At 58.6% G+C, this 23,911-nt stretch carries 19 protein-coding genes and 1 tRNA gene; 14 read left to right on the top strand and 6 right to left on the bottom strand.

Annotated features, from left to right (window positions below):
- The first annotated feature begins 6 nt into the window (after window positions 1–6).
- Window positions 7–1,320: a phosphomethylpyrimidine synthase ThiC gene (gene thiC / locus JFN93_RS20045; protein ID WP_199385924.1), complete on the top strand. Its 1,314-nt coding sequence runs from the start codon at window positions 7–9 to the stop codon at window positions 1,318–1,320.
- A gap of 368 nt (window positions 1,321–1,688) precedes the next feature.
- Entirely contained in the window at window positions 1,689–1,961 is a 273-nt protein-coding gene (locus tag JFN93_RS20040; RefSeq protein WP_199385923.1) for a hypothetical protein, read from the top strand.
- 241 nt (window positions 1,962–2,202) lie between these two features.
- Here the strand turns inward: JFN93_RS20040 and JFN93_RS20035 are convergent, their stop codons facing one another.
- Complete coding sequence (locus JFN93_RS20035; RefSeq protein ID WP_199385922.1) at window positions 2,203–2,628, bottom strand: TOBE domain-containing protein; 426 nt, start codon at window positions 2,626–2,628, stop codon at window positions 2,203–2,205.
- A gap of 505 nt (window positions 2,629–3,133) precedes the next feature.
- On the opposite strand from JFN93_RS20035, the gene JFN93_RS20030 reads away from it, so the two are divergent.
- The 10 genes from JFN93_RS20030 to pap all read left to right on the top strand — a co-directional run bounded on the left by JFN93_RS20030 (window position 3,134) and on the right by pap (window position 14,911).
- Window positions 3,134–3,622: a DUF6484 domain-containing protein gene (locus tag JFN93_RS20030; RefSeq protein WP_199385921.1), complete on the top strand. Its 489-nt coding sequence runs from the start codon at window positions 3,134–3,136 to the stop codon at window positions 3,620–3,622.
- Between the two features lie 16 nt (window positions 3,623–3,638).
- Entirely contained in the window at window positions 3,639–4,283 is a 645-nt protein-coding gene (locus JFN93_RS20025) for a DUF4150 domain-containing protein (RefSeq protein ID WP_199385920.1), read from the top strand.
- A gap of 13 nt (window positions 4,284–4,296) precedes the next feature.
- Complete coding sequence (locus JFN93_RS20020; protein ID WP_199385919.1) at window positions 4,297–5,925, top strand: esterase/lipase family protein; 1,629 nt, start codon at window positions 4,297–4,299, stop codon at window positions 5,923–5,925.
- 133 nt (window positions 5,926–6,058) lie between these two features.
- The gene (locus JFN93_RS20015; protein WP_199385918.1) at window positions 6,059–6,976 is read left to right on the top strand and encodes a T6SS immunity protein Tli4 family protein; all 918 of its coding nucleotides are present in this window, start codon (window positions 6,059–6,061) and stop codon (window positions 6,974–6,976) included.
- Window positions 6,977–7,216: 240 nt separating this feature from the next.
- The gene (locus tag JFN93_RS20010) at window positions 7,217–8,872 is read left to right on the top strand and encodes an esterase/lipase family protein (RefSeq protein ID WP_199385917.1); all 1,656 of its coding nucleotides are present in this window, start codon (window positions 7,217–7,219) and stop codon (window positions 8,870–8,872) included.
- Between the two features lies 1 nt (window position 8,873).
- Entirely contained in the window at window positions 8,874–9,905 is a 1,032-nt protein-coding gene (locus tag JFN93_RS20005; RefSeq protein WP_199385916.1) for a T6SS immunity protein Tli4 family protein, read from the top strand.
- Window positions 9,902–12,265, top strand: a complete 2,364-nt coding sequence (locus tag JFN93_RS20000) for a TIGR02270 family protein (protein ID WP_199385915.1) — start codon at window positions 9,902–9,904, stop codon at window positions 12,263–12,265. Before JFN93_RS20005 ends, JFN93_RS20000 begins: the two co-directional genes overlap by 4 nt.
- 208 nt (window positions 12,266–12,473) lie before the next feature.
- Window positions 12,474–12,549 (top strand) — tRNA-Thr (locus tag JFN93_RS19995).
- A 133-nt stretch (window positions 12,550–12,682) separates the two neighbouring features.
- Entirely contained in the window at window positions 12,683–13,171 is a 489-nt protein-coding gene (locus tag JFN93_RS19990) for a CYTH domain-containing protein (protein ID WP_199385914.1), read from the top strand.
- A 141-nt stretch (window positions 13,172–13,312) separates the two neighbouring features.
- On the top strand, window positions 13,313–14,911 hold the full coding sequence (pap, locus tag JFN93_RS19985; RefSeq protein WP_199385913.1) for a polyphosphate:AMP phosphotransferase: 1,599 nt from the start codon (window positions 13,313–13,315) through the stop codon (window positions 14,909–14,911).
- Window positions 14,912–15,101: 190 nt separating this feature from the next.
- Here the strand turns inward: pap and JFN93_RS19980 are convergent, their stop codons facing one another.
- Window positions 15,102–15,875, bottom strand: coding sequence for a Smr/MutS family protein (locus tag JFN93_RS19980; protein ID WP_199385912.1), 774 nt, complete (start codon window positions 15,873–15,875; stop codon window positions 15,102–15,104).
- A gap of 17 nt (window positions 15,876–15,892) precedes the next feature.
- Window positions 15,893–16,753, bottom strand: a complete 861-nt coding sequence (locus JFN93_RS19975) for an OmpA family protein (protein ID WP_199385911.1) — start codon at window positions 16,751–16,753, stop codon at window positions 15,893–15,895.
- A gap of 283 nt (window positions 16,754–17,036) precedes the next feature.
- On the opposite strand from JFN93_RS19975, the gene JFN93_RS19970 reads away from it, so the two are divergent.
- Together JFN93_RS19970 and JFN93_RS19965 are read left to right on the top strand one after the other, a co-directional pair.
- Window positions 17,037–18,935: a GspE/PulE family protein gene (locus JFN93_RS19970; protein WP_199385910.1), complete on the top strand. Its 1,899-nt coding sequence runs from the start codon at window positions 17,037–17,039 to the stop codon at window positions 18,933–18,935.
- Between the two features lies 1 nt (window position 18,936).
- Window positions 18,937–19,803, top strand: a complete 867-nt coding sequence (locus JFN93_RS19965) for an HDOD domain-containing protein (protein ID WP_199385909.1) — start codon at window positions 18,937–18,939, stop codon at window positions 19,801–19,803.
- On the opposite strand, the gene JFN93_RS19960 is transcribed toward JFN93_RS19965, so the two are convergent.
- The 3 genes from JFN93_RS19960 to JFN93_RS19950 all read right to left on the bottom strand — a co-directional run bounded on the left by JFN93_RS19960 (window position 19,775) and on the right by JFN93_RS19950 (window position 23,754).
- Entirely contained in the window at window positions 19,775–20,764 is a 990-nt protein-coding gene (locus tag JFN93_RS19960; protein WP_199385908.1) for a PilZ-like domain-containing protein, read from the bottom strand. The genes JFN93_RS19965 and JFN93_RS19960 overlap by 29 nt on opposite strands.
- 138 nt (window positions 20,765–20,902) lie before the next feature.
- Window positions 20,903–23,581: a DNA polymerase I gene (gene polA, locus JFN93_RS19955; protein ID WP_199385907.1), complete on the bottom strand. Its 2,679-nt coding sequence runs from the start codon at window positions 23,579–23,581 to the stop codon at window positions 20,903–20,905.
- Entirely contained in the window at window positions 23,578–23,754 is a 177-nt protein-coding gene (locus tag JFN93_RS19950) for a DUF4177 domain-containing protein (protein WP_199385906.1), read from the bottom strand. The genes polA and JFN93_RS19950 overlap by 4 nt, the downstream gene beginning before the upstream one ends.
- Window positions 23,755–23,911: the final 157 nt, after the last annotated feature.

Below are 23,911 nucleotides of genomic sequence, written 5' to 3'. Positions count from 1 at the left end.
CCAGGAGTGGACATGACACAGCTCGAATACGCCCGCAAGGGGATCATTACCGACAAGATGAAGGAAGCAGCCCTCTGGGAAGGAGTGGAGCCGGAATTCATCCGCGCGGGGATCGAAGCGGGGAACATCATCATCTGCCATAACGTGAAGCACAAGAACGGCCGGCCGCTGCCGGTCGGCAAGGGCCTTCGCACCAAGGTGAACGCCAACATCGGCTCTTCCGCCGACGACCTCGACATCCAGAAAGAGCTGGAAAAGGCCCGGGTGGCGGTGCACAGCGGCGCCGACGCCATCATGGACCTCTCCACCGGCGGGCCGGTCGACGAGATCCGCCGCGCCATCATCGCCGAAACCTCCGCCTGCATCGGCACCGTGCCGCTCTACCAGGCGGCGCTCGACGCGGTGCGCAACCAGAAGAAGGCGATCGTCGAGATGACCGTCGAGGACATCTTCAAGGGGATCATCAAGCACGCCGAGGACGGCGTCGACTTCATCACCGTCCATTGCGGCGTCACCCGCTCCACCGTGGAGCGGATGCGCAACGAGGGGCGGATCATGGACGTCGTCTCCCGCGGCGGCGCCTTCACCATCGAGTGGATGGCGCACAACAACATGGAGAACCCCCTTTTCGAGCACTTCGACCGGCTCCTGGAGATCGTCAAGGAATACGACATGACCCTGTCGCTGGGCGACGGTTTCCGCCCCGGCTGCCTGGCTGACGCCACCGACCGTGCCCAGATCCACGAGCTGATCCTTTTGGGCGAGCTGACCCAGCGCGCCTGGGACTTCGGCGTCCAGGTGATGATCGAAGGTCCGGGCCACATGCCGCTGAACCAGATCGAGGCGAACATCATGCTGCAAAAGCGCCTCTGCCACGGCGCGCCGTTCTACGTCCTCGGGCCGCTGGTCACCGACATCGCTCCGGGCTACGACCACATCACTTCCGCCATCGGCGGGACCATCGCCGCCGCGGCCGGCGCCGACTTTCTCTGCTACGTCACCCCGAGCGAGCACCTGAAGCTGCCGTCGGTCGACGATGTGAAGGAAGGGGTGGTGGCAAGCCGCATCGCCGCCCACGCCGCCGACATCGTCAAAGGGGTGAAAGGGGCGATCGAGAAGGACAAGAAGATGGCCGCCTGCCGCAAGAAGCTCGACTGGGAAGGGCAATTCGCGCTGGCCATCGACCCGGAGAAAGCCCGCCGGCTGCGCGCCGAGTCGGGGGTCGCCGATCACGGCGCCTGCACCATGTGCGGCGAGTTCTGCGCCTACAAGGTCATGGACGACGCCACCGAGATGGAGCGCAAAACAAGCCACAAGTAGCGGATATGTGGATTCATTCCTGACATAGCATCTCAGATTGCAGTCACAGATAAAAAGCCATGAGTCATAAGACCCATGGCTTTTTCTTATTTGACTCTCGGCCGATGAAAGCGGCGGCGCTCCCCGGGTCCCCTCTCCTTCTTGGGTCGCGCACGAAAGGACGAGCGTGCGACGGACAGGGTGATCGGGTAAGCCCTCAAGAATCGACTTAACACGACGCCAGAGCCACCTCTGTCAAAGCCCCGATCTCCCGGCGGTTTCTAACCTTTTCCTGAGAGTCTTCTCCGTCAAAAACCTTTGCACTATAAGAAGGTAACGAGCATAATGTTTCCATGATAGCAACTTTCACTTTCAGGAGGACCGGTTAGATGAGAAAATTAGCCATAATGCTTGCCGCTGCAATGTGCATGAGCACTGCGGCGCCGGCCTTTGCAGACATGGCCGGTACCGCTCAAAAAGACGAATGCCTGCTTGCTTCTAAAAACTGCTCGAACACCGTGGACGACATCCAGAATCAGGTCCGCAGGCTGACTGCTGAAATTCAGAAGGGCACCAAAGTCTACTCTCCGGATGAGCTTGCCAAGCTCCAGATGAAGCTCAACGACATCAAAGCGATGATCGAGAGAATGAACGAGGAGTAAGAGTTGGTCCCGCAGCACCTTTTCCGTTTTTGCAATGCAATCGCGTAGGAGGTCTTGAACGCGGAGGAGCGGACCGCGAGGCCCGCTCTGCCTTTTTGTGGCCCTGCCCGGGAGAGAGTACGGGACAGACCGTCGGACCTTGTTTCAGGACAGTTGGAAAAGAAAAACCCCATCATGCCAGGCGGGGTTTTTCTTTTCCAAAGGACAGCGGATGAGACCGCTGCTGCCGATGAAAGCCGTCTCAGGCGACGCCGAGGATGACGCTCGACGCCTTGAACATGGCGCAGGCATGCCCGCCGACCTTGAGGCCGAGTTTCATTGAACTCCCGTGGGTAATAACGGCGCTGACGAGGTTCCCGCCACCGATCTCGATGTCGACCTCGGTACTGACCGGACCTTCAATGATCGTGGCGATGGTGCCGCAGAACATGTTGCGCGCACTGACCTTCGCATCGTGCAGGTCGGTGCCGATAATGACGGAACTCGCCTTGACGATGGCAAACGCAGCGTCTCCGTTCTTAAGCCCGAGGTTGGTAACCGCCCCGTTGGTTACCGTGGCAACGATGGAGACACCGCCTTTTAGTTCGAGAACCACTTCAGAGTTCACAGCCCCTTTAGTGATGTTGGAAACGGTCCCCGAGAATGTGTTACGTGCACTTACCTTCATCGCGATCCTCCCTAGGAAGCTGGCTGGGGGAAGTCATAGACCCCTTTGCCAGGTTGGCCAGGCGAACCACGCTGTTCTCCTGGATACTCACAGACTCTTTACATAGTGACATAGTAGAAAGCGCCTCCAAACAGAAGCGTATTTTTGACAGGTATAGCAGACACGCAGTTGTTGTAAAGAAATGCTCTCTCAGAAATCCGCCCAGTGAAGGAGGGTCTCTTAGGGACAGTCCTCCGGCAACGTGCACGCCTTTCGCTGCAGGAGCAGCATTCCTGCCGCGAACAACCACAGATTCGCAGAAAAAGCCTCCGGTAGGGATGAGGCTTCTTGGCTCGCCAGGGTTCGAGGATCGGTAGATGTTCTTCGGCGTCCCGCGGTGGCTTGACAGGAAGATCCGCCAATGTAGCATGGGGTTCTTATTAACGCACCTCACCCCACCCTTTCCAACCATCTGATAAATCCCCGCCAAACCTAACCTATCCCCAAGGCCCAAAGGTGACCCGCCATGAGCGAACCTGTCAGGATTTTGCCGGTGCCGGAAGACGACGACGGTGACTCCAGGCTTTCTTCCGGATTCAGTACCGGAACGGTAATTTCGGTCGACCCGGGAGAAGTCCTGGTGGATTTCCCCGGCAACCGACGCGGCCCCCTCCGGGCGCAACTGACATCCTCAGTCCAGGCCCAACTGTGGAGACTCTCCCCGCCCGCACAAGTGCTGCTTTGCTTCGAGGACGGCAAGGCCAGCCTCCCGATCATCGTCGACACCATCGCCGGAGAGCCGCAGCCGAGTATCGACGGCCCCTCCCAGCCGGTCGGAATCATCGTTGACGGCAAAAGCCTTATCGTCGATGCCGCCGAAGAGGTGGTACTTCGCTGCGGAAAGGCCAGCATCACCCTGAACAAGTCAGGCAAGGTGCTGATCAAGGGGGAGTATTTGATCAGCCGCGCCTCCGGCACCCACTGCATCCAGGGGAGCTCGATCCGGATCAACTGAGATCGCGGAGGAAGCTATGGCAACCACCACGCAAGTAAACGGCCAGACCGTGGTCCACAAGACCAGCGAGGGCGTGTTGATTACCGTCCCCGACACCTGCCTCACCCCCGTGGGCCCGACCCTCGTCCCCATCCCCTATACCAACGTGGCCCGTTCCGAAGACACCCAGAACGGGAGCCAGACCGTCCTCGTCGACGGGAACCCGATCATGCTCAAGGACTCCTGCTTTTCCAAGAGCAGCGGCGGCATCGGGCCCGGCGTTCTTTCCGGGACCAGTAACGGTAGGGCCACCTTCCAGAACTATTCCTTCGACGTGAAGGTCGAAGGGCGCAACGTCTGTCGCCGGCTCGACGTGATGACCAGCAACAACGGCAACACGCCGCCGGGCCGGCTGACGCAACCCAACTGCGCTGGTGGCACACCGGAAGCCGCCGCAGGCAAGTACCAGCTCACCATCGCCTTCGAGTATCGCCACCCTGACGTGCGCAGCGGCCGCAGACATCAGCCGGTGTTCCAGGTCGCGCATACGGTGAAGGGACCGGAGACCCACCAAAAGACGGAACTAGGTTACGTCGGCACCGTCCACCACTGCGACACACCGGGCGGAAAGTATGGCTTGGGGTTCGAGAGGGGAGACAAACCGGAGGAGCAACCGGATTAACACGGGGGCGAGCATGGGAAGACGCAACTACATCGACATCGACTGGCCGGAGTTGCTTGAGCTGATCGACGGACTGGACCAGGAAAAACTGAACCGGATCCGCATCAACCGGGAGGTAATCCCCATCATCTTCGTCCCCGGCATCATGGGGAGCCGCCTGAAAAACAAGAACTCGGGTGAGAGGGTGTGGGATCCGGACCGGGAGATCATGTGCATGCTCATGAAATACGGAGGGGCGTGGAATTCCCCAGCCCAACGCAAGCGGATGCTCATCGGGGAAAGATTTGAGCCGGAGTACCTGGTGGTTGACCGCGACAACCCGGATCACAACAAGAAGTTTTATACCTCAGAAGACCCTGGTCGTGCCAAGAGGGGATGGGGTGGCGTTTACTGGGGGTCGTACGGGCGGTTCCTTGAACAACTGCAAAATCATGATTGGGAAGTGCCGTTACAACCATCCGAAAAGCCAGGAATAAAGGATCTCGTTGGATATTGTTTCGAATTCCCAGTCCATGCCTTCGGTTACAACTGGACGGACAGCAATTTTAATAGCGGGGAAAAGTTGGCAGAGGAGATCGACAGCGTCATCTGGCGGTATCGAAAAAAAGAGCGGATGTGCAATCACGTAATTCTTGTCAGTCATTCGATGGGGGGGCTCGTTTGTCGTTCAGCATGCAAGCTTCATGATGCGGAGAAGAAGGTGTTGGGGGTCATCCATGGAGTCCAACCGGCCACTGGAGCGGCCGCAGCGTACTGGCGGATGAAAGCAGGTTTCGAGAGAACGGGCGGAGGGCTGCTAAGTTCGCTCAACAGCAAAGTATCAGCCTGGGTGCTGGGGACAAATGGAGAGGAAGTCACCTGCATCCTGGCAAATTCGCCGGGTGGCCTGGAACTGTTACCGAACCAGCACTATACCGATAACAACGGCAATGCCGGTTGGCTACACATACCCGTCAAAGGAGGTACCGAACTTGTTTTGCCAAAGAACGGTGATCCCTATGAAGAAATATATAGAATTAAATCTCAGAAGTTTTGGCGACTGATTAGACCGGACTGGCTGTCACCAACAGACAAGGCTCTTACAACAGAAGATAGGTATGGAAACGAAAAAAGTGCTTGGGGTGAGTACCTCCGTTGTTTAAAGAAAGCAAAATCATTCCACACAAAGCTCAACAAGCTGTGTCATCGGACCACCTACCACTTTTTTTCTAGCAACCTCAAAACCGTCGACCAAATATCTTTTAAAGACGAAGAACTCAGATCTTGGTCAGAATACAAAGCAGCTACTGATGCAGGGGGTATCCCCTACTACATTGAAAAGACATATTCTCACCAATTATCATCCAGGGGTAGTTGCGTAATCTATGCCAATGAGGCAGGAGACGAGTTTACATCGCCACCAGCTGACACAGATGGATTAAGAGTTTTTACAATGACCCATCCAGAACAGTTTCGCGGTGGTGGCGACGGTACTGTACCTCAATCATCAGGGTTCGCATTAGCAGGAGAAGCAGATAGTTTCAAATTATTAGGAGTGGACCACCAAAGTGTTTTTGAAGACCAGATTGCCGTTACCTTCGTCTACTCCACTATTATCAATATTGCAGCCGAACTTATTGAAGCTAACAGAGTCACATGCTGAAGCTTTGAAGGGGGCAAATATGTATAAGCAAACGGGGATTTCGTCTGGTTTCACAATAGCAGTTTCGTTTCTGGTGTTTATCTCCTTTCAAGGATGTACATCAAAAAGATCATCTGCGGGATACGGAGGCCAAATGGGGACAAATCTGATTGGCAGATTTTCGGTTTCGACACCAACTGAAATGGAAATAAAACTTCGGTCGTCGATGCTGAGACGTACCGAATTAAAGGAGATCAGGTGGTCGCCAGGCCGTGAGATGGAGGCGCGATCGCTTGAGTGGGAACGACAACTCCAGGAAATACATGAGTTAAAGGCACCGGAAGGGAAAAAAGCGTTGATAATCACACAAGTGGACAAGTTCCCTCTATTAGAAAAGTGGGCAAAAGGTATCTACTATTACCATGATTTTTATGATGAGGAAGCGGCCCAATGGTCTCTGCTTTTGGACTCGGGCCCTATTGGATTATGGATTGTTGGGAAACCTACCATCGTTGAAATGGAGTTGATTAATCATAAGATGGCCAAGAATATAGAAAATATTGCTTTGCATTACCAAACACTCAACGCAGCTCAAGCAGAACTTGGCCGAGCCAGCAACGGTTTCTATCTGAGTCATGGGGTTATTGATTTACCATACTCTGTTCATGAGGAATCGATCGCTCGTTTCGAAGGGCATCCGCTGCAGCTATCGCTTCTGATTGAGATGTATATGGACGCTAGAAAGGAGATTGAAACCACAAGTCTCATCTCCGGGACCCGCGCCATGCTCGCAGCATCACTATTCATTCCGGGAAGTAGCATGTCGAAGATTCGCCTGCAGCATCGTGAGGTAGCCGGGATGCCGGGCGAGGAATCGGTCCTGAGAATCAAGGAGGGAGACAGCAGAAATCTCGTCTTCACCTGGCGGTTCAACGGCAAATATGACTCTGGTGAGTATCCGACCACGCGGATCGAGATGGAGTCCCCCGACGGCAACCTGGACGAGAAGCTGCAGATCTGGGACGCGATCCTCGACTCGATGAAACCGATGTTCGTCCGGAAACCATCATGAGCAAACCTCCGGGTACCACGGATCGGGTCGTCATTTCCCCCATTGGTCTCGTCACCTCACGGGGACTCGAAGGCAGCCTGTATCGCCCCCCTACCGTAAAGGGGCCGGAGACCCACCAGAAGACCGAACCCGGTCACGTCGGCACCGTCCACCACTGCGACACACCCGGGGGGAAATACAGCTTAGAGTTCGATAGAGGAGACAAACCAGAGGAGCAACCGGATTAGCGTGGGGTCGACTATGGGAAAGCGCAACTACATCGACATCGACTGGCCGGATCTGTTCAAGCCGATCCCCGGGCTGGACCAGGAAAAGTACAACCGGATACGCATCAACCGCGAAGTGATCCCCATCATCTTCGTCCCCGGCATCATGGGGAGCCGGCTGAAGAACAAAAAAACCGGCGAAATCGTCTGGGACCCAGACCGGGAGATCATGTGCATGTTCCGGAAATATGGCGGGTTCTGGAATACGCCGGCACAAAGGAAACGGATGCTGATCGGAAATTCATTTAATGGGAGCTATCTCGAGGTGGATGAGGACAACCATGATCACAACCGGAAGGTGAACAGTCCACTGGATCCTTATCGCGCGGCCCGGGGCTGGGGAGGTGTCTATTGGGGCTCGTATGGAAATTTCCTGGAAACATTACAGAACCACCAATGGTCCCAGCATGTGGATTATGGTCCCACTTCGGCTGAGGAGTTGAGACGACGGACAAAATTAAATGACATGATTGGGATTTGTTTCGAATTTCCTGTTTGGGCCTTCGGATATAACTGGACGGACACCAACCGCGAATCTGGACATAAGCTCGCAGAAAAGATTGAAAAGATCATCGGTTGGTACAGGTCCAAGGGTAGATTATGTACATATGTGATCCTCGTCAGCCACTCTATGGGGGGACTCGTCTGCCGCTCTGCATGCAAGCTTTGGAATGCAGAGAATAACGTGCTCGGCGTAATCCATGGGGTGCAGCCAGTCACCGGTGCTGCGGCAGCGTACTGGCGAATGAAAGCGGGATTCGAGCGGGTCGGAACCGGCTTTTTGAACAGATTTTGTAGCAAAGCCTCAGCATGGGTACTTGGAACTAACGGTGAGGAAGTTACTTGTATCATGGGCAACTCTCCAGGATGCCTGGAGCTACTGCCGAACCAGCTATATAGAAATAACAAACAGGAAGCAGCGTGGCTGAAAATACCCGCGGCAAATGGAGGGTTCACCAGCCTGCCGCGCATGGGCAATCCATACAAAGAAATATACAAAGAGGGTAATCGGTACTGGCGACTGATAGATCCAGACTGGTTGTCCCCAAAAGACAAGGGGGGCACTGAGATTGCACAAAATGCAACCAGGACGACATCTTGGAACAGCTTCATAACATGTCTTAACAAGGCAGAATTTTTCCACTCGTGCCTAAGGGATTCCTGCCACAAGCGCACCTATCAATTTTTCTCTTCTATGCTGAACACTGTTGATTTCATTGGATTTGAGCAGGAGCTATTGTCACTTCAAAAGCAAGAGCAACCATCGGCTTTTAAATTTTCAACATCTATTGCAACAAGTCCGGCCTCTACGACTTTATCCCGAGGAAACAGCATAATGTACTCAGATGGCGATGATATACAAATACCGTCCAGCATCAATCCTACGACACGGCGAGTGAAGCTGTTGCACCCAAACAATTATCACGGAGGAGGCGATGGGACAGTTCCTGTTTCGTCGGCGACCGCACTGAAGATGGTTCTGAATTCCCATCAACTTAAGGGGCTTCCACACCAGGAGGTCTACGCCGACAGGAGTGCAATCGAATATGTAGTCGGTGCAATCGTCAAATTAGCAAACGGAATAATGGATAGAGAGGTTTCAGCATCAACAAAGAGAATTGGAGGTTGAGATGATTAAGGTAATGAATAGGTTGAATCCATTCTGGATCATCCTAGCCATTTTCTTCTCGTGGGCAGCCGTACTTCAAGTAAGGTTTGAAACATCTCCAGAAAAAAAAGGAAGAAAGCTGATGAACACATATCGTATAGGAAGATTTTCAATAGGAATACCAACCCTTATGGAGCAGAAGCTGCGTTCGTCACAATTGAGATTCGCAGATATCAAAGAAATTATCTGGCCGCCTCGCATATCACAGGAGCAGGCACGAGATCAAGAATGGAAAACTTTTATAAATGAGGTAAATCGTCTCCAACCGCCCGAAGGTGTAAACAAGGTAGTTATTTTGCAGCCTGAATTCAATATCGAGGGCAAATGGTCTAAGGGAATCCTATATTACAATGATGAGTTTGACTCCGTGGGCGGACGTTGGTCACTATTATTTGATTCTGGGAAAGTAGGAGTGTGGTTAACCACAGATAACATTGACATCAGGAGAGAAAGTTTCGAACGCCTAAGCATACGGAATTATGAGACAATTGCTAAGGCATATCAACCATTTGACCAATACACCGTCTCACACCAAAGAGATAGCTTTTACCTCGAACACGGGATGATTAACCTTCCATATTCGGAACAGGAAGAATCCATTGTACGTTTCGAAGGTCACCCACTCAACCTCACGTTGGTAATAGAGATGAATATGGACCTCACTCAGAAGATCGAAAAAAGCAGTCTCATCAATGGGACGAGAGCCATGATTGCCGCGTCAATTCTCGTTCCTGGTGGGAGCATATCGAAAATCCGCCTGCGTCATCGCGAAGTCGCAGGGATGCCGGGGGAGGAATCGGTTCTGAGGATACGGGAAGGGGATTCCAAAGATTTGGTATTCACCTGGCAGTTCAACGGCAGAGACAATTCCGGCGAGTACCCGACGACCAAGATCGAAATGCAATCCCCGGACGGCAACCTGGACGAGAAGCTGCAGATCTGGGACGCCATCCTCGACTCGATGAAACCGATGTTCGTTCGGAAGCCGTCATGAACAGCCCCGCCACCTCGGATCGGGTTGCCATCACGGCCATGGGGCTCGTGACCTCACTGGGATTGGACGCCGCCAGTTCCCTTGCCGCCATCCGCAGCGGGCTGGCCAACTTCTCCGAACACGAAACGGTCCTGGTCGAATGTGACCAGTACGGAACTGAACTATGCGGCGCCACCATTGCGCGTTTGCCGCATAACATTTGCCCGCGTGACCTCCAGGGCGCAGATCGGTCCATCGCGCTCCTCTCCCGGGCAATCACGGAATGCACAGAGGGAATTCCCAACCACCTTCGGCAACGGGCGTTGTGGCTGGTTTCGGCCGGGTCGTCGCCCGACCCAAGGGCCCCGGTCCCGCTTCTCCTAGCCGCCCACCCCGAGATCTCGGTTCACATCCCCCAGAAGAAAAACGAACCAGATAGCCAGCTTGGACGCTGCCTCTTTTTCGAAGATCTCATTCAAGCTGCCGAAGCATTGCAGAAACGTGCGGTAGAACTGGCGTTCATAGGATGCGTCGATTCTCTTTGCGGCACCGAAATCCTCGAACTGTTATTGGAAGAAGACCGGCTGAAAAGTCGGATGGACAACCCGGAAGGGATCGTTGCCGGCGAGGCGGCGGGCGTATTTGCGCTGGAGTTGGCATCAAGCGCCGCTCGCCGTGGCGCTGCCCCACTCGGTTTTATCGACTCATGGGGCGGCGGCATCGAGCCTTGCCCTTGGAACAGTAGCAAATCCGAGTTCAGCGCGGTCGGGCTCAGCGAAGCCTTGAATAAGACGGTGCCCCCTATTGATAGCAACGGTGGCAGGCAGTTGATCCATGTGGTCGCGGACCTCAATGGAAATGGCAAAAGATCGCAGGAATGGGCACTGGCCGCCTCACGGGTCTTCGTAGGAAAGGCGGAAACAGAATTGCTGCACCCGGCCGACTGCACCGGTGACTGCGGGATGGCCATGGGCGCAGTGCTGCTCGCCACTGCTCTCGATCTTCTATCCGAGACGCCCTCTCCTACCCGCGTTGTCGTCTACTGTTCCGATGAGGGCTCCGCCCGGCGGGCCCTGTCGCTGCAAAGGGGACATGGATGCCAGGAGACTTCGACCGATGCAAAAAAGGGCAAAGGGGCAGTTACCGTTCCTGCGGTCATCAGCCAGCATGGTGAAGAAGTCGTCTTCCTATGGAACAGCCGCTCGGAAATCGTCACAGCGCCGGATCGGAGCTTGGCCGACCTCAGCCGGCACGACCGACGCTTGGCGGCAAACCTCGCCGGCTTAACCCTTGCCAAAGAGTCCGGAGGGGACGGCTGGGAGCATTGGCCAGCGTTCCCGGAGGCAAGCGATTACTTTGCCGTGGCCTATCCGGCATTCAAAACTGCCGATCAGGAAAGCATCGAGGCTCTCCTGGAAAAAGCAGCGGAAGATGCCGGCTTTTTGAAAGCCATTGCATCGGCCTTGGGCTGGCTGCCATTCACCAAGGCGAAGCCTCACATCGATTTCCTGTTCCGATCCGATTCGCCCCTGCACCGCTACATCACGGTCTCCGCCTGCGCTTTCCACCGCCACGATCCCGGCCACCTTCTCAATCACGCAGCCTACGATGCCTGCCCCCTTCTCGTCGCACGGACGATGAGATCCATGGGGGAGTTGGGGAGACGGGGAAGGCTGAACCTGGTCCACCTGAGCCACTCCTACCAGGCAGATGACCATGAGGTGAGATTTTGGGCCGCCTGGGCCGGAGTCATGGCGGGGGACCCCGATGCAATGTCCGTACTGACGAAGTTCATCACTCCGGAGTCCGAATTCCGGCACCGGGCCTTAGCGCTGGCTCTCAGGCACATGGAGCAGTCAAAGGCTCACCGATGGTGGGATGTCTTGGCGCGTTATCAATCCACCCGCCGACTGGCAGCAGATGCCGCCGGCATAATCGGAGATCCGATGCTGGTTCCGTGGCTTTTGGAACAGATGGCAGCTCCCACCTATGCACGAGGTGCCGGGGCAGCGTTTAGCCTGATAACGGGTGTCGACTTGGCCAACTTGAAGCTCGATACAGCACCTGCGAAACCTTGCGGTTCACCATCTGAGACCGCCGGGGATGCATCGGAGCCTACCCAGGCCCCTGATCGAGGGCTCCCCTGGCCGGACGGGAAAAAGGTCGCCGCCTGGTGGAACGAGAACAGGAAGAATTTCCGTCCGGGCGTCCGCCATCGCCTGGGTCAGCCCCTCTCCAAACTCCACCTGCAGCAAGTCCTGAAGAACGGCAACCAGAGCGCCCGCACCGCGGCCGCGCTTGATCTCGCGCTGATGAATCCGGGGCAGCCACTTTTTGACGTGGAAGCACCGGCAGGTCGGCAGGTTGCGTTGCTGTCTTAGCCCCCCCCCCGGAGCGGCAGCTGTTTACCGACAGGGGACATGGCACAGAGTCGCTCCTGCCTTCGGCAGAGACAGGATCTGCTTCGGAAAATCTCATTGACGATGCACCGTTTTTAAGGTAAAAAGTTGCGTTGACTTGTTCCATCCACACTACGCCGTCACCGGCAGCCAGATCGACGGAACAAGCTTGGCAGTGAAAAACAAATAGGCCGGAGTAACTCAGTTGGTAGAGTAGCTGATTCGTAATCAGCAAGTCGGCGGTTCGAGTCCGCTCTTCGGCTCCATCAAAAAAAAGCCCCTATCCGTCAGGAGAGGGGCTTTTTTCTTAGCTCGGCTGACAATATCCTCTTGAGTCATCCAGAGAACAAGGTACCTTTTTCTGGTCCACTTCCCGCTGATACTGAAAAGGATCGCACTATGCCCACGGAGATCGAACGCAAGTTCTTACTCAAAGATGAAAGCTGGCGCAACCACGCCGGAAAAGGGACCCACCTCCGGCAGGGATACCTCTGCCTGGACAAGGGCCGGGTGGTCCGGGTCCGCACCAAGGAAACAGCAGCGTTTTTGACCATCAAGGGGGAGCGTCAGGGAATATCGGCATCCGAGTTCGAGTATCCCCTGCCGCTTGCCGATGCCGAGGAGCTGTTGCGGGATATCTGCGTGCAGCCGGTGATCGAGAAAATCCGCTACGAGATCGTCCACGAGGGATTCACCTGGGAGGTCGACGAGTTTTTCGGCGAGAACGAAGGTCTCTTCATCGCGGAGGTCGAGCTCGAATCGGAAGAACAGCGGCCTCCCCACCCGCCTTGGGTCGGAGCAGAGGTAAGCGATGATCGGCGCTATTCCAACGCGAGCCTCGTCACCCATCCGTACCGGGAATGGAAAGAGCGTAAAAAGCACCCCTAGCAAGTATCGTTTCAAACCTCCCTCTCCCTCGGGGAGCGGGCTGGGGTGAGGGAAATCACGTTGTAGCGCCCCGCCCTCCGGGCACCCTCGCCCAGGGGGAGAGGGGCATAACGTTTACCTGCTGTGGCAAGGGAGGGCTGCATGTTTGAATCGGCGGAGCTGGGTCACAAGATCGACAATGCTACCTACAAGCGCGAGCTTCCTCCGCTGCGGGAGGCCCTTCTTGACGCGCAGTACGATCTCCTGGATACGCGCAAGTTCCCCCTGATCATCCTGATGGCAGGGGTCGACATGGCCGGGAAAGGTGAGACAGTAAACCTCCTCAACGAATGGCTGGATCCGCGCCACATCGAAACTCACGCGCTGCGCGATCTCACCGACGAGGAGCTGCAGCGCCCGCCGATGTGGCGCTACTGGCGTGTACTTCCACCACGCGGCAAAATCGGCATCTTCATCGGGAGCTGGTACTCCAGTCCGCTTTTGGAAAACGTCTACGGCTCGATAGGCAACGCCGAGCTCGACCAGCGACTGGAACGGATCAACCGTTTCGAGAAGATCCTCTGCGACGAGGGGGCGCTGATCCTCAAGTTCTGGCTCCACCTCTCCGCCGACCAGCAGAAAAAACGCCTCAAGGCGCTGGAAAAAGATCCCGACACCCGCTGGCGGGTCACCGAGAAGGACCGCCGCCACCTCAAGCTGTACGACCGGTTTCACCAGGTCTCCGAGCGGATGCTCCGCGTCACCAGTTCCCCCCGCGCCCCCTGGTTCATCGTCGACGGCAGCGACCCGAACTATCGCTCCCTCACCATTGGAAAGGTGATACTCCAGGCGCTCCGCGAGCGGCTCGACGCGCCACCGCCGGCGCCGGAAGCAAGCTTCCCACCGGTCACCACCGCCATCGACGGGCGCACCGTTTTGAAATCCCTGCAACTCGACCAGAAGCTGAGCAAGGCCGATTACAAGAAAGAACTGGAGCACTGGCAAGGGAAGCTGAACCTGCTCTCCCGCCACCCGGATTTCAAGAAAATCTCCCTGCTCGTCGTCTTCGAAGGAAACGATGCCGCCGGCAAGGGGGGAGCCATCCGCCGCGTGACGCAAGCGCTCGACGCCCGGCAGTACCGGAGCAATCCCGTCGCTGCGCCTTCCGAGGAGGAGCGGCTGCAGCCCTGGCTGTGGCGCTTCTGGCGCCGACTCCCGCCGCGGGGCACCTTCGCCATCTTCGACCGTTCCTGGTACGGCCGGGTTCTGGTGGAACGGGTGGAGGGATACTGCTCCCCGGCGGACTGGATGCGGGCCTATGGCGAGATCAACGACTTCGAGGAGCAGCTGGAGCGCCATCACTTCCTGGTGGTGAAGTTCTGGCTGGCGATCAGCAAGGAGGAACAGTTGCGCCGTTTCGAGGAGCGCGAACGGGTCGCGTTCAAGCGCTTCAAGATCACCGAGGAGGACTGGCGCAACCGGGACAAGTGGGACGAGTACGAGGCGGCGATCTGCGACATGATCGACCGCACCAGCGCCGAGATCACACCTTGGGTGCTGGTTGAGGCGAACAACAAGTATTTCGCCCGGATCAAGGTGCTCAAGTCGCTTTGCCGTTCGGTCGAACAGGCGCTAAAGAGCGTGGCGGCCGATGGGCCGACCAAGGGAGTGGTGGTAAAGCCGGAAAGACGGAAAGAGGTTAAAGCCGTACCGGCCAAACTTAAAAAAGCGAATGGGGGGAAAGAGAAGAAAGGGAAGTAGCGGCGCGAGGACTCATGCTGCTGTGGGAGCGCCCTTCCGGGCGCGATTGGCGGTCCTTGACCGCGCCCGGAAGGGCGCTCCCACAGGGTAATGGCGCTAAGCAAGAAATGAGAAGTTAAGTGCCCCTCCGAACCCAAAGGTTTCGAAAAAAGAGACGCCCCGGTATCTGCCGGGGCGTCTCTTTTTGCACCTATTTACCCTCGGAGGGCTCCCCCTGGTCGGGCTCGGGCGGCTTCTTTTCCTTCAGAAAGACGACGAAGGCGCCGCCGCCTCCCATTTCGCGGGGGGCCGCCACGAACTCCGCGACCATCGGCTTCCCCGCCTCGCGCAACCAGGTAGCGACGGCCTGTTTCAGTACCGGCTCACCGGGAGAATTGTTCCCCTTCCCGGTGATGACCAGCACCCCTTTCTGGCCGCGGCCATAGGCCCCCTTGACGAACCGCTCCAGGTTCTCGATCGCCTCCTCGCGCGTCAGGCCGTGCAGGTCGAGCTCCAGGTCCACCCGGATCGTCCCCCGGCGCACCTGGCGCAAACGGTTTACCGACGCGGGAGGTGCCGTCGGCTCCGGGATCTCATCGGTAAACCGGACGTCCATCCGCAGCGCTTCCACCGCCTGCAGAAAAACCCGCGCATCATCATCGTCCCGCTTGGTAGATTTCGGCGCGGTCGGCTGGGCCGGCTGGGCCGGGGCAGGAGTTCCCTTCTGGCCGAGCCGCTGCACCCCCTCCATGGCATCGAAGAAAAACGACATGTCTTCGGCTTCCTCACGCGACGGGGGCGTTTTGGCGGCCGGCGTGGCAGCGGGCTTTACGGGGGGCTTGGCCCCGGCCGGCTTCGTCGCCGGGGCGGGCTGCTTGGCAGCCGGAGCTTCCTTTTCCCCTGAGGCGACCAGCTTTTTCAACGCCTGGAACGGGGAGGCCGAAAACTCCTTCGGTTTCTGTTGGGTGGGCTGCTTTTTCTTCATATCCTCTCGCTGAATTGCTATTCGTTGGAAACGAGGGTGATCTCGATTCTCCGGTTTTTTGCCCGATCCTCGGGGGTGTCGTTGGAGGCAACGGGATGGTATTCACCGAACGCCACCGCCGCCAAAAGGTGCGGGTCGATACCGTTTTGCTGCAGGTAGCGGGTCACGTTGATGGCACGGGCCGCGGAGAGCTCCCAATTCGTGGGGTAGCGGCGGACCAGTTCGCCACCGATCTGAACGTTGTCGGTGTGCCCCTCGACGCGGATCGCCTTGTCCTTGAGCGTCTTCAGGATGTCTACGACCTTGAAGAGCACCGCCTTTCCTTCCGGCTTCACTTCCGCCTTGCCGGAGTCGAAGAGAACCGACTCCACCACGTTCACGGTCAGTTTCCCCTTCAACTCGGAGATGGTGATCTCACCCTTGGAAATCTCCCCTTTCATCTTGTCCAGCAGGTCCTCGTAGGTCTTGCTGGTCTTCTGCACCTCGAGCTCCTTGAGCTTTTGCTGCCGGACCAGTTCGTCCTTGAGGCGCTTGTTCTCGGTCTGCTGCTCGCCCAGGGTCTGGCTCAGCTCGGCGATGCGCGCGTTTTTGGAATCGGCGGTGGAGCGCAGGCTCTCCTCCAGCCCCTTCTTCGACGTTGCCAGCGCATCGCGCTCGCCCTGGACCGTCTTCAGATCGCCGGAGAGGCGCTGCACCTCCCCCTGGCACTGTTCGTTGCGGGCGGCGAGCTTTTTCCCCTCCCCCTGCTGTTCTTCGAGGCTCTTGCCCAGTCGGGCCGCCTCCTGTTCCTTCACGCGGTAGGTCTCGTTGGAGACACATCCGGTGAGCTGAAAAACGGCGCAAAGCACCGCGACGAGGCAGGATAGATTCCGCATCATGTCAGGCTCTCCAATCTTGAAAATGTATTTGCGGGTGGGGAGTTGGGGAAGTCCGGGGCCGGCGGGAAAGGCTGAACATACATTAGCCGCCTCCAATTCGCGTGATATAATACCAGCCATTTGGGTCAAAAGTCAACGAGAGCAAGGGGTCCGGGGCGCCGCGGCACGCGGCCGCTACCGGATCCGGGCTCTCCAGCGAGGGCATGGTCGGGGGTTTGGAGAGGGGAGAGCAAAGCGATTTGCCCCCAATCCGGACCCCCGACCCCTATTTTAGGAGCGCCCCATGGCAAACGACAGCGGTGTCCAGATAAGCACGGAAGATTCCGGACTCGAGATCGCGGCGCTGTTGGTGAAGGCCGGACATCTCACCCCGGAACAGTTGCAACATGCCAAGCGGGTCAAGGGGAAGCTCCTCACTCCGAAGACCCTGGTCTCGGTGATGCTGGACCTCGGTTTCTTCAACCGGGAGCAGCTCCGGACCACCCTGCAGCAAGGGATCCACTCGGTGAAGCTCGGCGCGCTCCTGGTGGAGCTCGGTTATCTGAAGCCGGGCGAGCTCCAGGCGGCGCTCGCGATCCAGCAGGAAGGGGAAAACACCAAGCTTTTGGGTGAGATCCTGGTGGAACAGCGCTTCATCGAGGAATACACCCTGGCCGAAGCGCTTGCCTACCAGCTCGGCTATCCCTACCTCGACATCGACGTCGCCACCATCGACCGGGCCCTGCTGGGGCGCATTCCGCCCCAGTGGATCGCCCAGCACAGCTTCCTCCCGATCCGCGAGGAGGCGGGCCGGGTGCTGGTCGCCCTGGCCGACCCGCTCGACGCCGAAGCACGCAAGATATCGGAGAAGCTCTTCGGCATCGGGACTACCTTCGCCATCGCCACCCTGAAGGGGATCCGCGAGGCGGTCACCCTCCTGAAGAAGGGGACCGCCACCGGCGGCGACAGCACCGCCACCGACGAGCACACCGTCACCGGCATCGTCAACAGCATCTTCGAAGAGGCGATGCGGGAGGGGGCCAGCGACATCCACATCGAGCCGCTCAAGGGAAAACTGCGGGTCCGTTTCCGGCGCGACGGGATCCTCACCCTGTACAAGGACTTCCCCAAGGAGCTCTCCATGCCGATCAGCTCCCGGGTCAAGGTCATGGCCGATGCCGACATCGCGGAAAGAAGGCGCCACCAGGACGGCCGCATCTGCTACGAGAGCGCCAAGAGCGGCCAGATCCTGGACATGCGGGTCTCCTTTTACATCACCATCCACGGGGAAAAGATCGTCCTCAGGCTTTTGAACAAGAAAGGGGAACTCCTCGAACTCAAGGAGATCGGGATGCCGGACCGGATGCTGGAGCGCTTCATCGACGACGCGCTCGATCCCCCCAGCGGGGTCATGATCGTCACCGGCCCCACCGGCAGCGGCAAGACCTCGACCCTGTACAGCTGTGTCCAGCATCTCAATACCCTGGACGCCTGCATCGTCACCGTCGAGGAACCGGTCGAGTACATCGTCGAAGGGATCGCCCAGTGCTCCATCAACAGCAAGATCGGGGTGACGTTCGACGAGACGCTGCGCCACATCGTGCGCCAGGACCCGGACATCATCGTTTTGGGGGAAATAAGGGACAACTTCTCGGCCGAGACCGCGATCCAGGCCGCGCTCACCGGGCACAAGGTTCTCACCACCTTCCACACCGAGGATGCAGTGGGAGGGCTTTTGCGCCTCTTGAACATGAACATCGAGGCCTTCCTGATCGCCTCCACGGTGAACTGCGTGCTGGCCCAGCGCCTGTTGCGCCGGATCTGCAGCGCCTGCGCCGAGCCGGTGCTCCCCACCCCGACCGAACTCAGAAGGATCAGCTACAGCCACGAGGACCTGCGCGGAGCGGAATTCAAGAAGGGACGCGGCTGCGCCAAATGCCGTTACAGCGGCTACCGGGGCCGGGTCGGGGTGTTCGAGATGCTGATCCTGAACGAGCTGGTCAAAGACGCCATCCTCAGCAAGAAGACCTCCTATGAGATCAGGAGGATCAGCACCGAGACGACGGGGATGGTGACGCTTTTGGAGTCGGGTTTGGCCAAGGCGGCCCAGGGGATGGTTTCATTGCAGGACTGCGTGCGACTGCTGCCGAGGATCGGCAGGCCGCGCCCGGTCGCGGAGATCAGGCGCTTACTGGGGGAATGACATGAGCACCAAATCGTTCGTGGAGCTGATCCAAGACCAGTTGACCCAGGAGACTCTCAACCTGCCGATGTTCCATCCGATCGCGGTGAAGCTGCAGGCGCTTCTCTCGGCGAAGGATTTCACCATCGACCAGGTGGTGGCGTTGATCATCAAGGACCCGGCGCTCACCAGCCAGATCCTGCGGCTGGCCAATTCCGCGTTTTTCAGCGGCCTGTCCAAGGTAACCACCATCACCGAGGCGGTGGTGCGCCTGGGGGCCCGGGAGGTCGCCTCGGTCGCCATGCTGGCGAGCCAGCAGAACAGCTACCAAAGTCTCAACAGTCCGGAACTGAAGGCGTACGCCCAACTCCTCTGGAGGCACGCGATCGGCTGCGCGATCGGCTCGCGGTGGCTGGCGGAGAAGACCGGCTACGGCCACCTCGCCCAGGAGGCATTCATCGCGGGGCTCTTGCACGACATCGGGAATCTCTTGATCCTGAAGGTTGTGGAAGGGATGGGGGGAAGCGAGGAGCAGCCGATCAAGAGCATCAGCCGCGAGCTGGTCACCGAGATCATGCTCAGCATGCATGCCGACTCCGGTTACGAGCTGATGCAGCGCTGGAACCTCCCGGACCTGTACTGCGTGATCGTCCGCGACCACCACCGGGAGCAGAAAGACACGAGCAACCTGCTTTTAAGCATCGTCCACCTGGTGGACAACGCCTGCCGCAAGATCGGGATCAGCAACAACCCCGATCCCTCCCTCATGCTCGCCGCCACCTTCGAAGCCCAAGGGCTGGGGATCAAGGAGATCATGCTCGCCGAGCTGGAGATCATGATCGAAGACGCGATGGATATGGTCAATCCCGCTGTCGGAGATATTTCTTGATGCCGTCTTCGAAGACCTGCTCGATGATGTGCTTTTCGCCGCGCCGCTGGCTTTCCAGGATGGCGTGGGTGAGGTACCAGGCGGCCCCCACGATGATGGCGAGGCCAACGGTGACGGCGATCCAGTACTGCCGGTTGCCGAAAAAGGAGCCGGCCTGGTACTCCGCGGACATCCTCTCCCGCATTTCCGCGAGGTGGGCGAGCTGTTCGGCGGAGATGTAGGCGACGATGGCGTCGCGGTCCCGCTCGTCGATGAAGCGAAAACGCAGGGCGGTGCTGAAGTGGGTGCCGTCGCGCAGCTGCTGGCGGGCGACGACCTCACCGACGATGTGGAGCACCTTCCGCCCGGGCAGGTAGATGGTCAATGCCACCAGAGTGCCCGGCTCCAGCACCTCGGCAACGATGAAACGCAGCCCGCCGCCGCTCATGTTCGCGGCCTGCGGCGGGACCCGCGGGCCCGCCTCCAGCTCCCGGCGCAGCGCCTCGCGCCGCGCCACGACATCGTCGGGCTCGTCCGGGGAGGGCTGCTGGTAGGCGAACTCCCGGTCCCGGTGCTTCTCCTGCCATTCCTTCTTGATCTCGTTGACGTCCTGGTGGAACGGGACCCGGTACTCGACCGGGAGGAAAACCTCGTGCCGGTAGAACTCGCGGGGCTCGTCGATGACGACGTCCTCGATGAGCCGGATCGAGCAGTTCTTGTCGATGTCCTCGGTGACCACGACGCCGCGGCAGAAGCGGACCTTCTCCCGGTGCACCACCCGGAGCTCCACGGCGCGGCCGATCTCCAGCCGGGCCTCCACGGGTAGCAGGTCCCGGGAGAGCCTCAGCTCCAGGAGATCGTCGTCCATTGCGGCCACGACGCCCCACTCCTGGAACATCCTCCCCGTCTCAAGGGGAATTCCCACCCGCACCCTGATCCCGGGGGGAAAATACCGCGCGTATTCTTCGAAGTCCTGGGTCATACCTACCCCACCTCACGTTTAATTAAATCGTTGTGCCTCGCTCGCAGTCCTTTTCCTCCCGCGCCCTCCGGGAGAGGGTCGGGGTGAGGGGCGGGGCGGAAGCCCTACCATGCCATAAAAATCCACCGATGCTGCACGTCAGTGTGCCTCGCTCCAGTTGGCGCCGAAGTTCAGGTCGACCTTCAGCGGTACCTTGAGCGGCACCGCCCCCTCCATCCCGGTCCGGACCAACTCCTCCATCGCCGCGCGCTCGGCGAGCGGCACCTCGAATACCAGTTCGTCGTGCACCTGCATGATCAGGCGGCTCTTCAGCCCCGCCTCGGCCATGCTGCGGGTGACCACGATCATCGCCCGCTTGATGATGTCGGCGGCGGAGCCCTGGATCGGGTAGTTGATCGCATTTCGGTGCGCGAAGTTGCGCACGTTCGGGTTCTTGCTGTGGATGTCCGGGATCGGGAGCCGGCGCCCCAAAAGCGTCGTCACGTAGCCGGCCACCTCCGCCTCGGTGATGCAGCTGTCCAAAAAGGCGCGCGCGCCGCTGTGCCGCTCGAAGTAGTGGTCGATGAAGGCCTTGGCCTGCTTGGACGGGATGCCGAGCTCCTTGGCCAGACCGAAGGCGCTCTGGCCGTAGATCACGCCGAAGTTGATCGTCTTGGCCTGGCGCCGCTGCTCCGGGGTCACCATCTGCGGGAAGAGGCCGAAGACCTCGGCGGCGGTGCGCTGGTGGATGTCCTCCCCGTTGGCGAAGGCGTCGCAGAAGACGCGGTCCCCGGAGAGGTGGGCTAAGACGCGCAGCTCGATCTGGGAGTAGTCGGCGGAAAGGAGCAGGCACCCCTGCTCCGCGATGAAGGCGCGCCGGATGTTGCGCCCCTCCTCGGTGCGGATCGGGATGTTCTGCAGGTTCGGGTCCGACGAGGAGAGCCGCCCGGTGTTGGTGACCGCCTGGTTGTAGGAGGTGTGCACCCGGCCGCTCTGCGGGTCGACCATCTTGGGGAGGGCGTCGGTGTAGGTCGATTTCAGCTTGGAGAGGGCGCGGTATTGCAAAAGGAGCTTGGCCACCTCGTGCTCCTCGGCCAGGCGCTCCAGCTCCTCGACGTTGGTGGACCAGCCGGTCTTCCCCTTGGTCTTCTTGCCGACCGAAAGCCCCATCTTCCCGAAGAGTATCTCGCCGAGCTGTTTCGGGGAGTTGATGTTGAAGGGGCCGCCGCAGTGCTCATGGATCAGCCCTTCGAGCCGGGCAAGTTCTGCTCCGAAGCCGTCGGAGAGTTCGCGCAAAAGCGGCAGGTCGAGCTTGACCCCGTTCAGCTCCATTTCGGCCAAAACCTCAAGAAGCGGCATCTCGGTTTCGTTGAAAAGGGACTCCATCCCCGACTCCTTGAGCTGGGGGAGGAAGAGCTCATGCAACAGGTAGGTGGCATCGGCATCCTCGCAGGCATACGGCATCGCCCGCTCCAACGGGACCTGGGAAAAGTTCAGCTGGTCCTTCCCCTTGCCGGTCACCTCCTCGTACGAGATCATGCGGTGGTCGAGGTACTCGAGCGCCAGGGCGTCGAGCCCCTGCCCGCTGCGCCCCGGGTTCAAAAGGTACGCCATGAGCATGGTGTCGCACCAGATCCCGTCCATCCGGATCCCGGCAAGGCGCAGAAGCTGGTAATCGTACTTCACGTTCTGCCCGATCTTGTGGATGCGGGGATCGGTCAAAAGCGGGCGCAGAATCTCCATCACCTGTTCGGCGTCGAGCTGTTCGGGAGTGCCGGGGTAATCGTGGCCCACCGGGATGTACCAGGCCTCGTGGCGGCAGCAGGAGACCGAAAAGCCGACGATGATCGCCTCGCGCGGGTTGAGGCTCGTGCTCTCCAGGTCGATGGCGAAGGAGGGGGCATCCTTGAGCCGCGCCACCACCTGCTCCAGTTCCTCCCGGGTGAGGACCATCCGGTACTGGTCGGTCGGCAGCGTCGCGCTGGAGGTGAGCTCCTTCGCCAGGGTGTGGAAGCCGTACTCCTTGAAGAGCTCGCCAAGCCGCTTGTTGTCCGGCGCGGAGACCGCGAAACAGTCCAGGTCGTAGGCGATGGGTACGGTGACGTCGATGGTGGCCAGCTGCCGGGAAAGCCGCGCCTGGTCGGCGAATTCGCGCAGCCGCTCCCCCGTTTTCCCTTTCACCTCGTCGGCCCGGGCCAAAAGCTCGTCCATGGTCCCGAACTGGTCCAGAAGCTTCATCGCGGTCTTCTCGCCCACCCCGGGGACGCCGGGAATGTTGTCCGAGGTGTCGCCGGAAAGGCCGAGCACGTCCACCACCCGCTCCGGAGACACCCCGAAGCGCTCCTTCACCTCCTCGATGCCGAAGGCCTTCTCCTTCATGGTGTCGAGCAGGGTCACCTTTTCGGTCACGATCTGCATCAGGTCCTTGTCCCCGGTGACGATGACGCAGGACATCCCCTTTTTCTCGCAGTCGCGCGCGATGGTGCCGATGAGGTCGTCCGCCTCGTACCCCGGCAGTTCCAACGCCGGGATGTGGAAGGCGCGCACCACCTCCTTGATCGGCTCGATCTGCGGCGCGAGATCGTCCGCCATGGCGCTGCGGTTGGCCTTGTAGTTGGGGTAGATGTCGTGCCGGAAGGTCTTCTTGGCAGCGTCGAAGACGACGGCGACGTGGGAGGGCTTGCGGTCCTTCATCACCTTGAGCAGCATCTGGGTGAATCCGTAGATGGCATTGGTGGGAAAGCCCGTGGGTGAGCTTAAGTGAGGGATGGCAAAGTAGGCACGGTAGATATAGGAAGAGCCGTCGATCAGATAGACCGTCTTACTGTCGAAGTTCAAGACGCCTCCTCACGGGTAAAAATGACAAAGGCCATCGAGGGGCGCTTGCTGGACTCCCGCATGGCAAAGTGCAGACCGTCAAAGCGCCACCCTTCCGAGGTTCCCTCGTTGAGAGCATCCTCGATGGTGTCCTCACTGACGTTGTTGATTTCGATCACTTTATATTTGAGCATGAAAGCATCCTTAGAAACACAAATTAGCCCAAACATACTAGCCCATTAGGACGCGGCCATCAACCCAAATGTTTTGTTGCTTTAAACCGGGAAACTGCTATGATTTGGGAAAAAATCAAGGAGGGTGCAGACAGGTCATCGGAAGGATTTTTTAGGT

It is taken from the genome of Geomesophilobacter sediminis (genome assembly GCF_016458275.1).
Lineage (GTDB): Bacteria > Desulfobacterota > Desulfuromonadia > Geobacterales > Geobacteraceae > Geomesophilobacter > Geomesophilobacter sediminis.
The sequence above is the reverse complement of the archived record's forward strand: the minus strand, read 5'-3'. Positions and strand labels throughout refer to the sequence as shown.

What these genes read in the sequence shown, in the direction of transcription:
- JFN93_RS20040 (WP_199385923.1), top strand. Translation starts at nt 1,689, where the DNA reads ATGAGAAAATTAGCCATAATGCTTGCCGCTGCAATGTGCATGAGCACT.
- JFN93_RS20035 (WP_199385922.1), bottom strand. Translation starts at nt 2,628, where the DNA reads ATGAAGGTAAGTGCACGTAACACATTCTCGGGGACCGTTTCCAACATC.
- JFN93_RS20030 (WP_199385921.1), top strand. Translation starts at nt 3,134, where the DNA reads ATGAGCGAACCTGTCAGGATTTTGCCGGTGCCGGAAGACGACGACGGT.
- JFN93_RS20025 (WP_199385920.1), top strand. Translation starts at nt 3,639, where the DNA reads ATGGCAACCACCACGCAAGTAAACGGCCAGACCGTGGTCCACAAGACC.
- JFN93_RS20020 (WP_199385919.1), top strand. Translation starts at nt 4,297, where the DNA reads ATGGGAAGACGCAACTACATCGACATCGACTGGCCGGAGTTGCTTGAG.
- JFN93_RS20015 (WP_199385918.1), top strand. Translation starts at nt 6,059, where the DNA reads ATGGGGACAAATCTGATTGGCAGATTTTCGGTTTCGACACCAACTGAA.
- JFN93_RS20010 (WP_199385917.1), top strand. Translation starts at nt 7,217, where the DNA reads ATGGGAAAGCGCAACTACATCGACATCGACTGGCCGGATCTGTTCAAG.
- JFN93_RS20005 (WP_199385916.1), top strand. Translation starts at nt 8,874, where the DNA reads ATGATTAAGGTAATGAATAGGTTGAATCCATTCTGGATCATCCTAGCC.
- JFN93_RS20000 (WP_199385915.1), top strand. Translation starts at nt 9,902, where the DNA reads ATGAACAGCCCCGCCACCTCGGATCGGGTTGCCATCACGGCCATGGGG.
- JFN93_RS19990 (WP_199385914.1), top strand. Translation starts at nt 12,683, where the DNA reads ATGCCCACGGAGATCGAACGCAAGTTCTTACTCAAAGATGAAAGCTGG.
- pap (WP_199385913.1), top strand. Translation starts at nt 13,313, where the DNA reads ATGTTTGAATCGGCGGAGCTGGGTCACAAGATCGACAATGCTACCTAC.
- JFN93_RS19980 (WP_199385912.1), bottom strand. Translation starts at nt 15,875, where the DNA reads ATGAAGAAAAAGCAGCCCACCCAACAGAAACCGAAGGAGTTTTCGGCC.
- JFN93_RS19975 (WP_199385911.1), bottom strand. Translation starts at nt 16,753, where the DNA reads ATGATGCGGAATCTATCCTGCCTCGTCGCGGTGCTTTGCGCCGTTTTT.
- JFN93_RS19970 (WP_199385910.1), top strand. Translation starts at nt 17,037, where the DNA reads ATGGCAAACGACAGCGGTGTCCAGATAAGCACGGAAGATTCCGGACTC.
- JFN93_RS19965 (WP_199385909.1), top strand. Translation starts at nt 18,937, where the DNA reads ATGAGCACCAAATCGTTCGTGGAGCTGATCCAAGACCAGTTGACCCAG.
- JFN93_RS19960 (WP_199385908.1), bottom strand. Translation starts at nt 20,764, where the DNA reads ATGACCCAGGACTTCGAAGAATACGCGCGGTATTTTCCCCCCGGGATC.
- JFN93_RS19950 (WP_199385906.1), bottom strand. Translation starts at nt 23,754, where the DNA reads ATGCTCAAATATAAAGTGATCGAAATCAACAACGTCAGTGAGGACACC.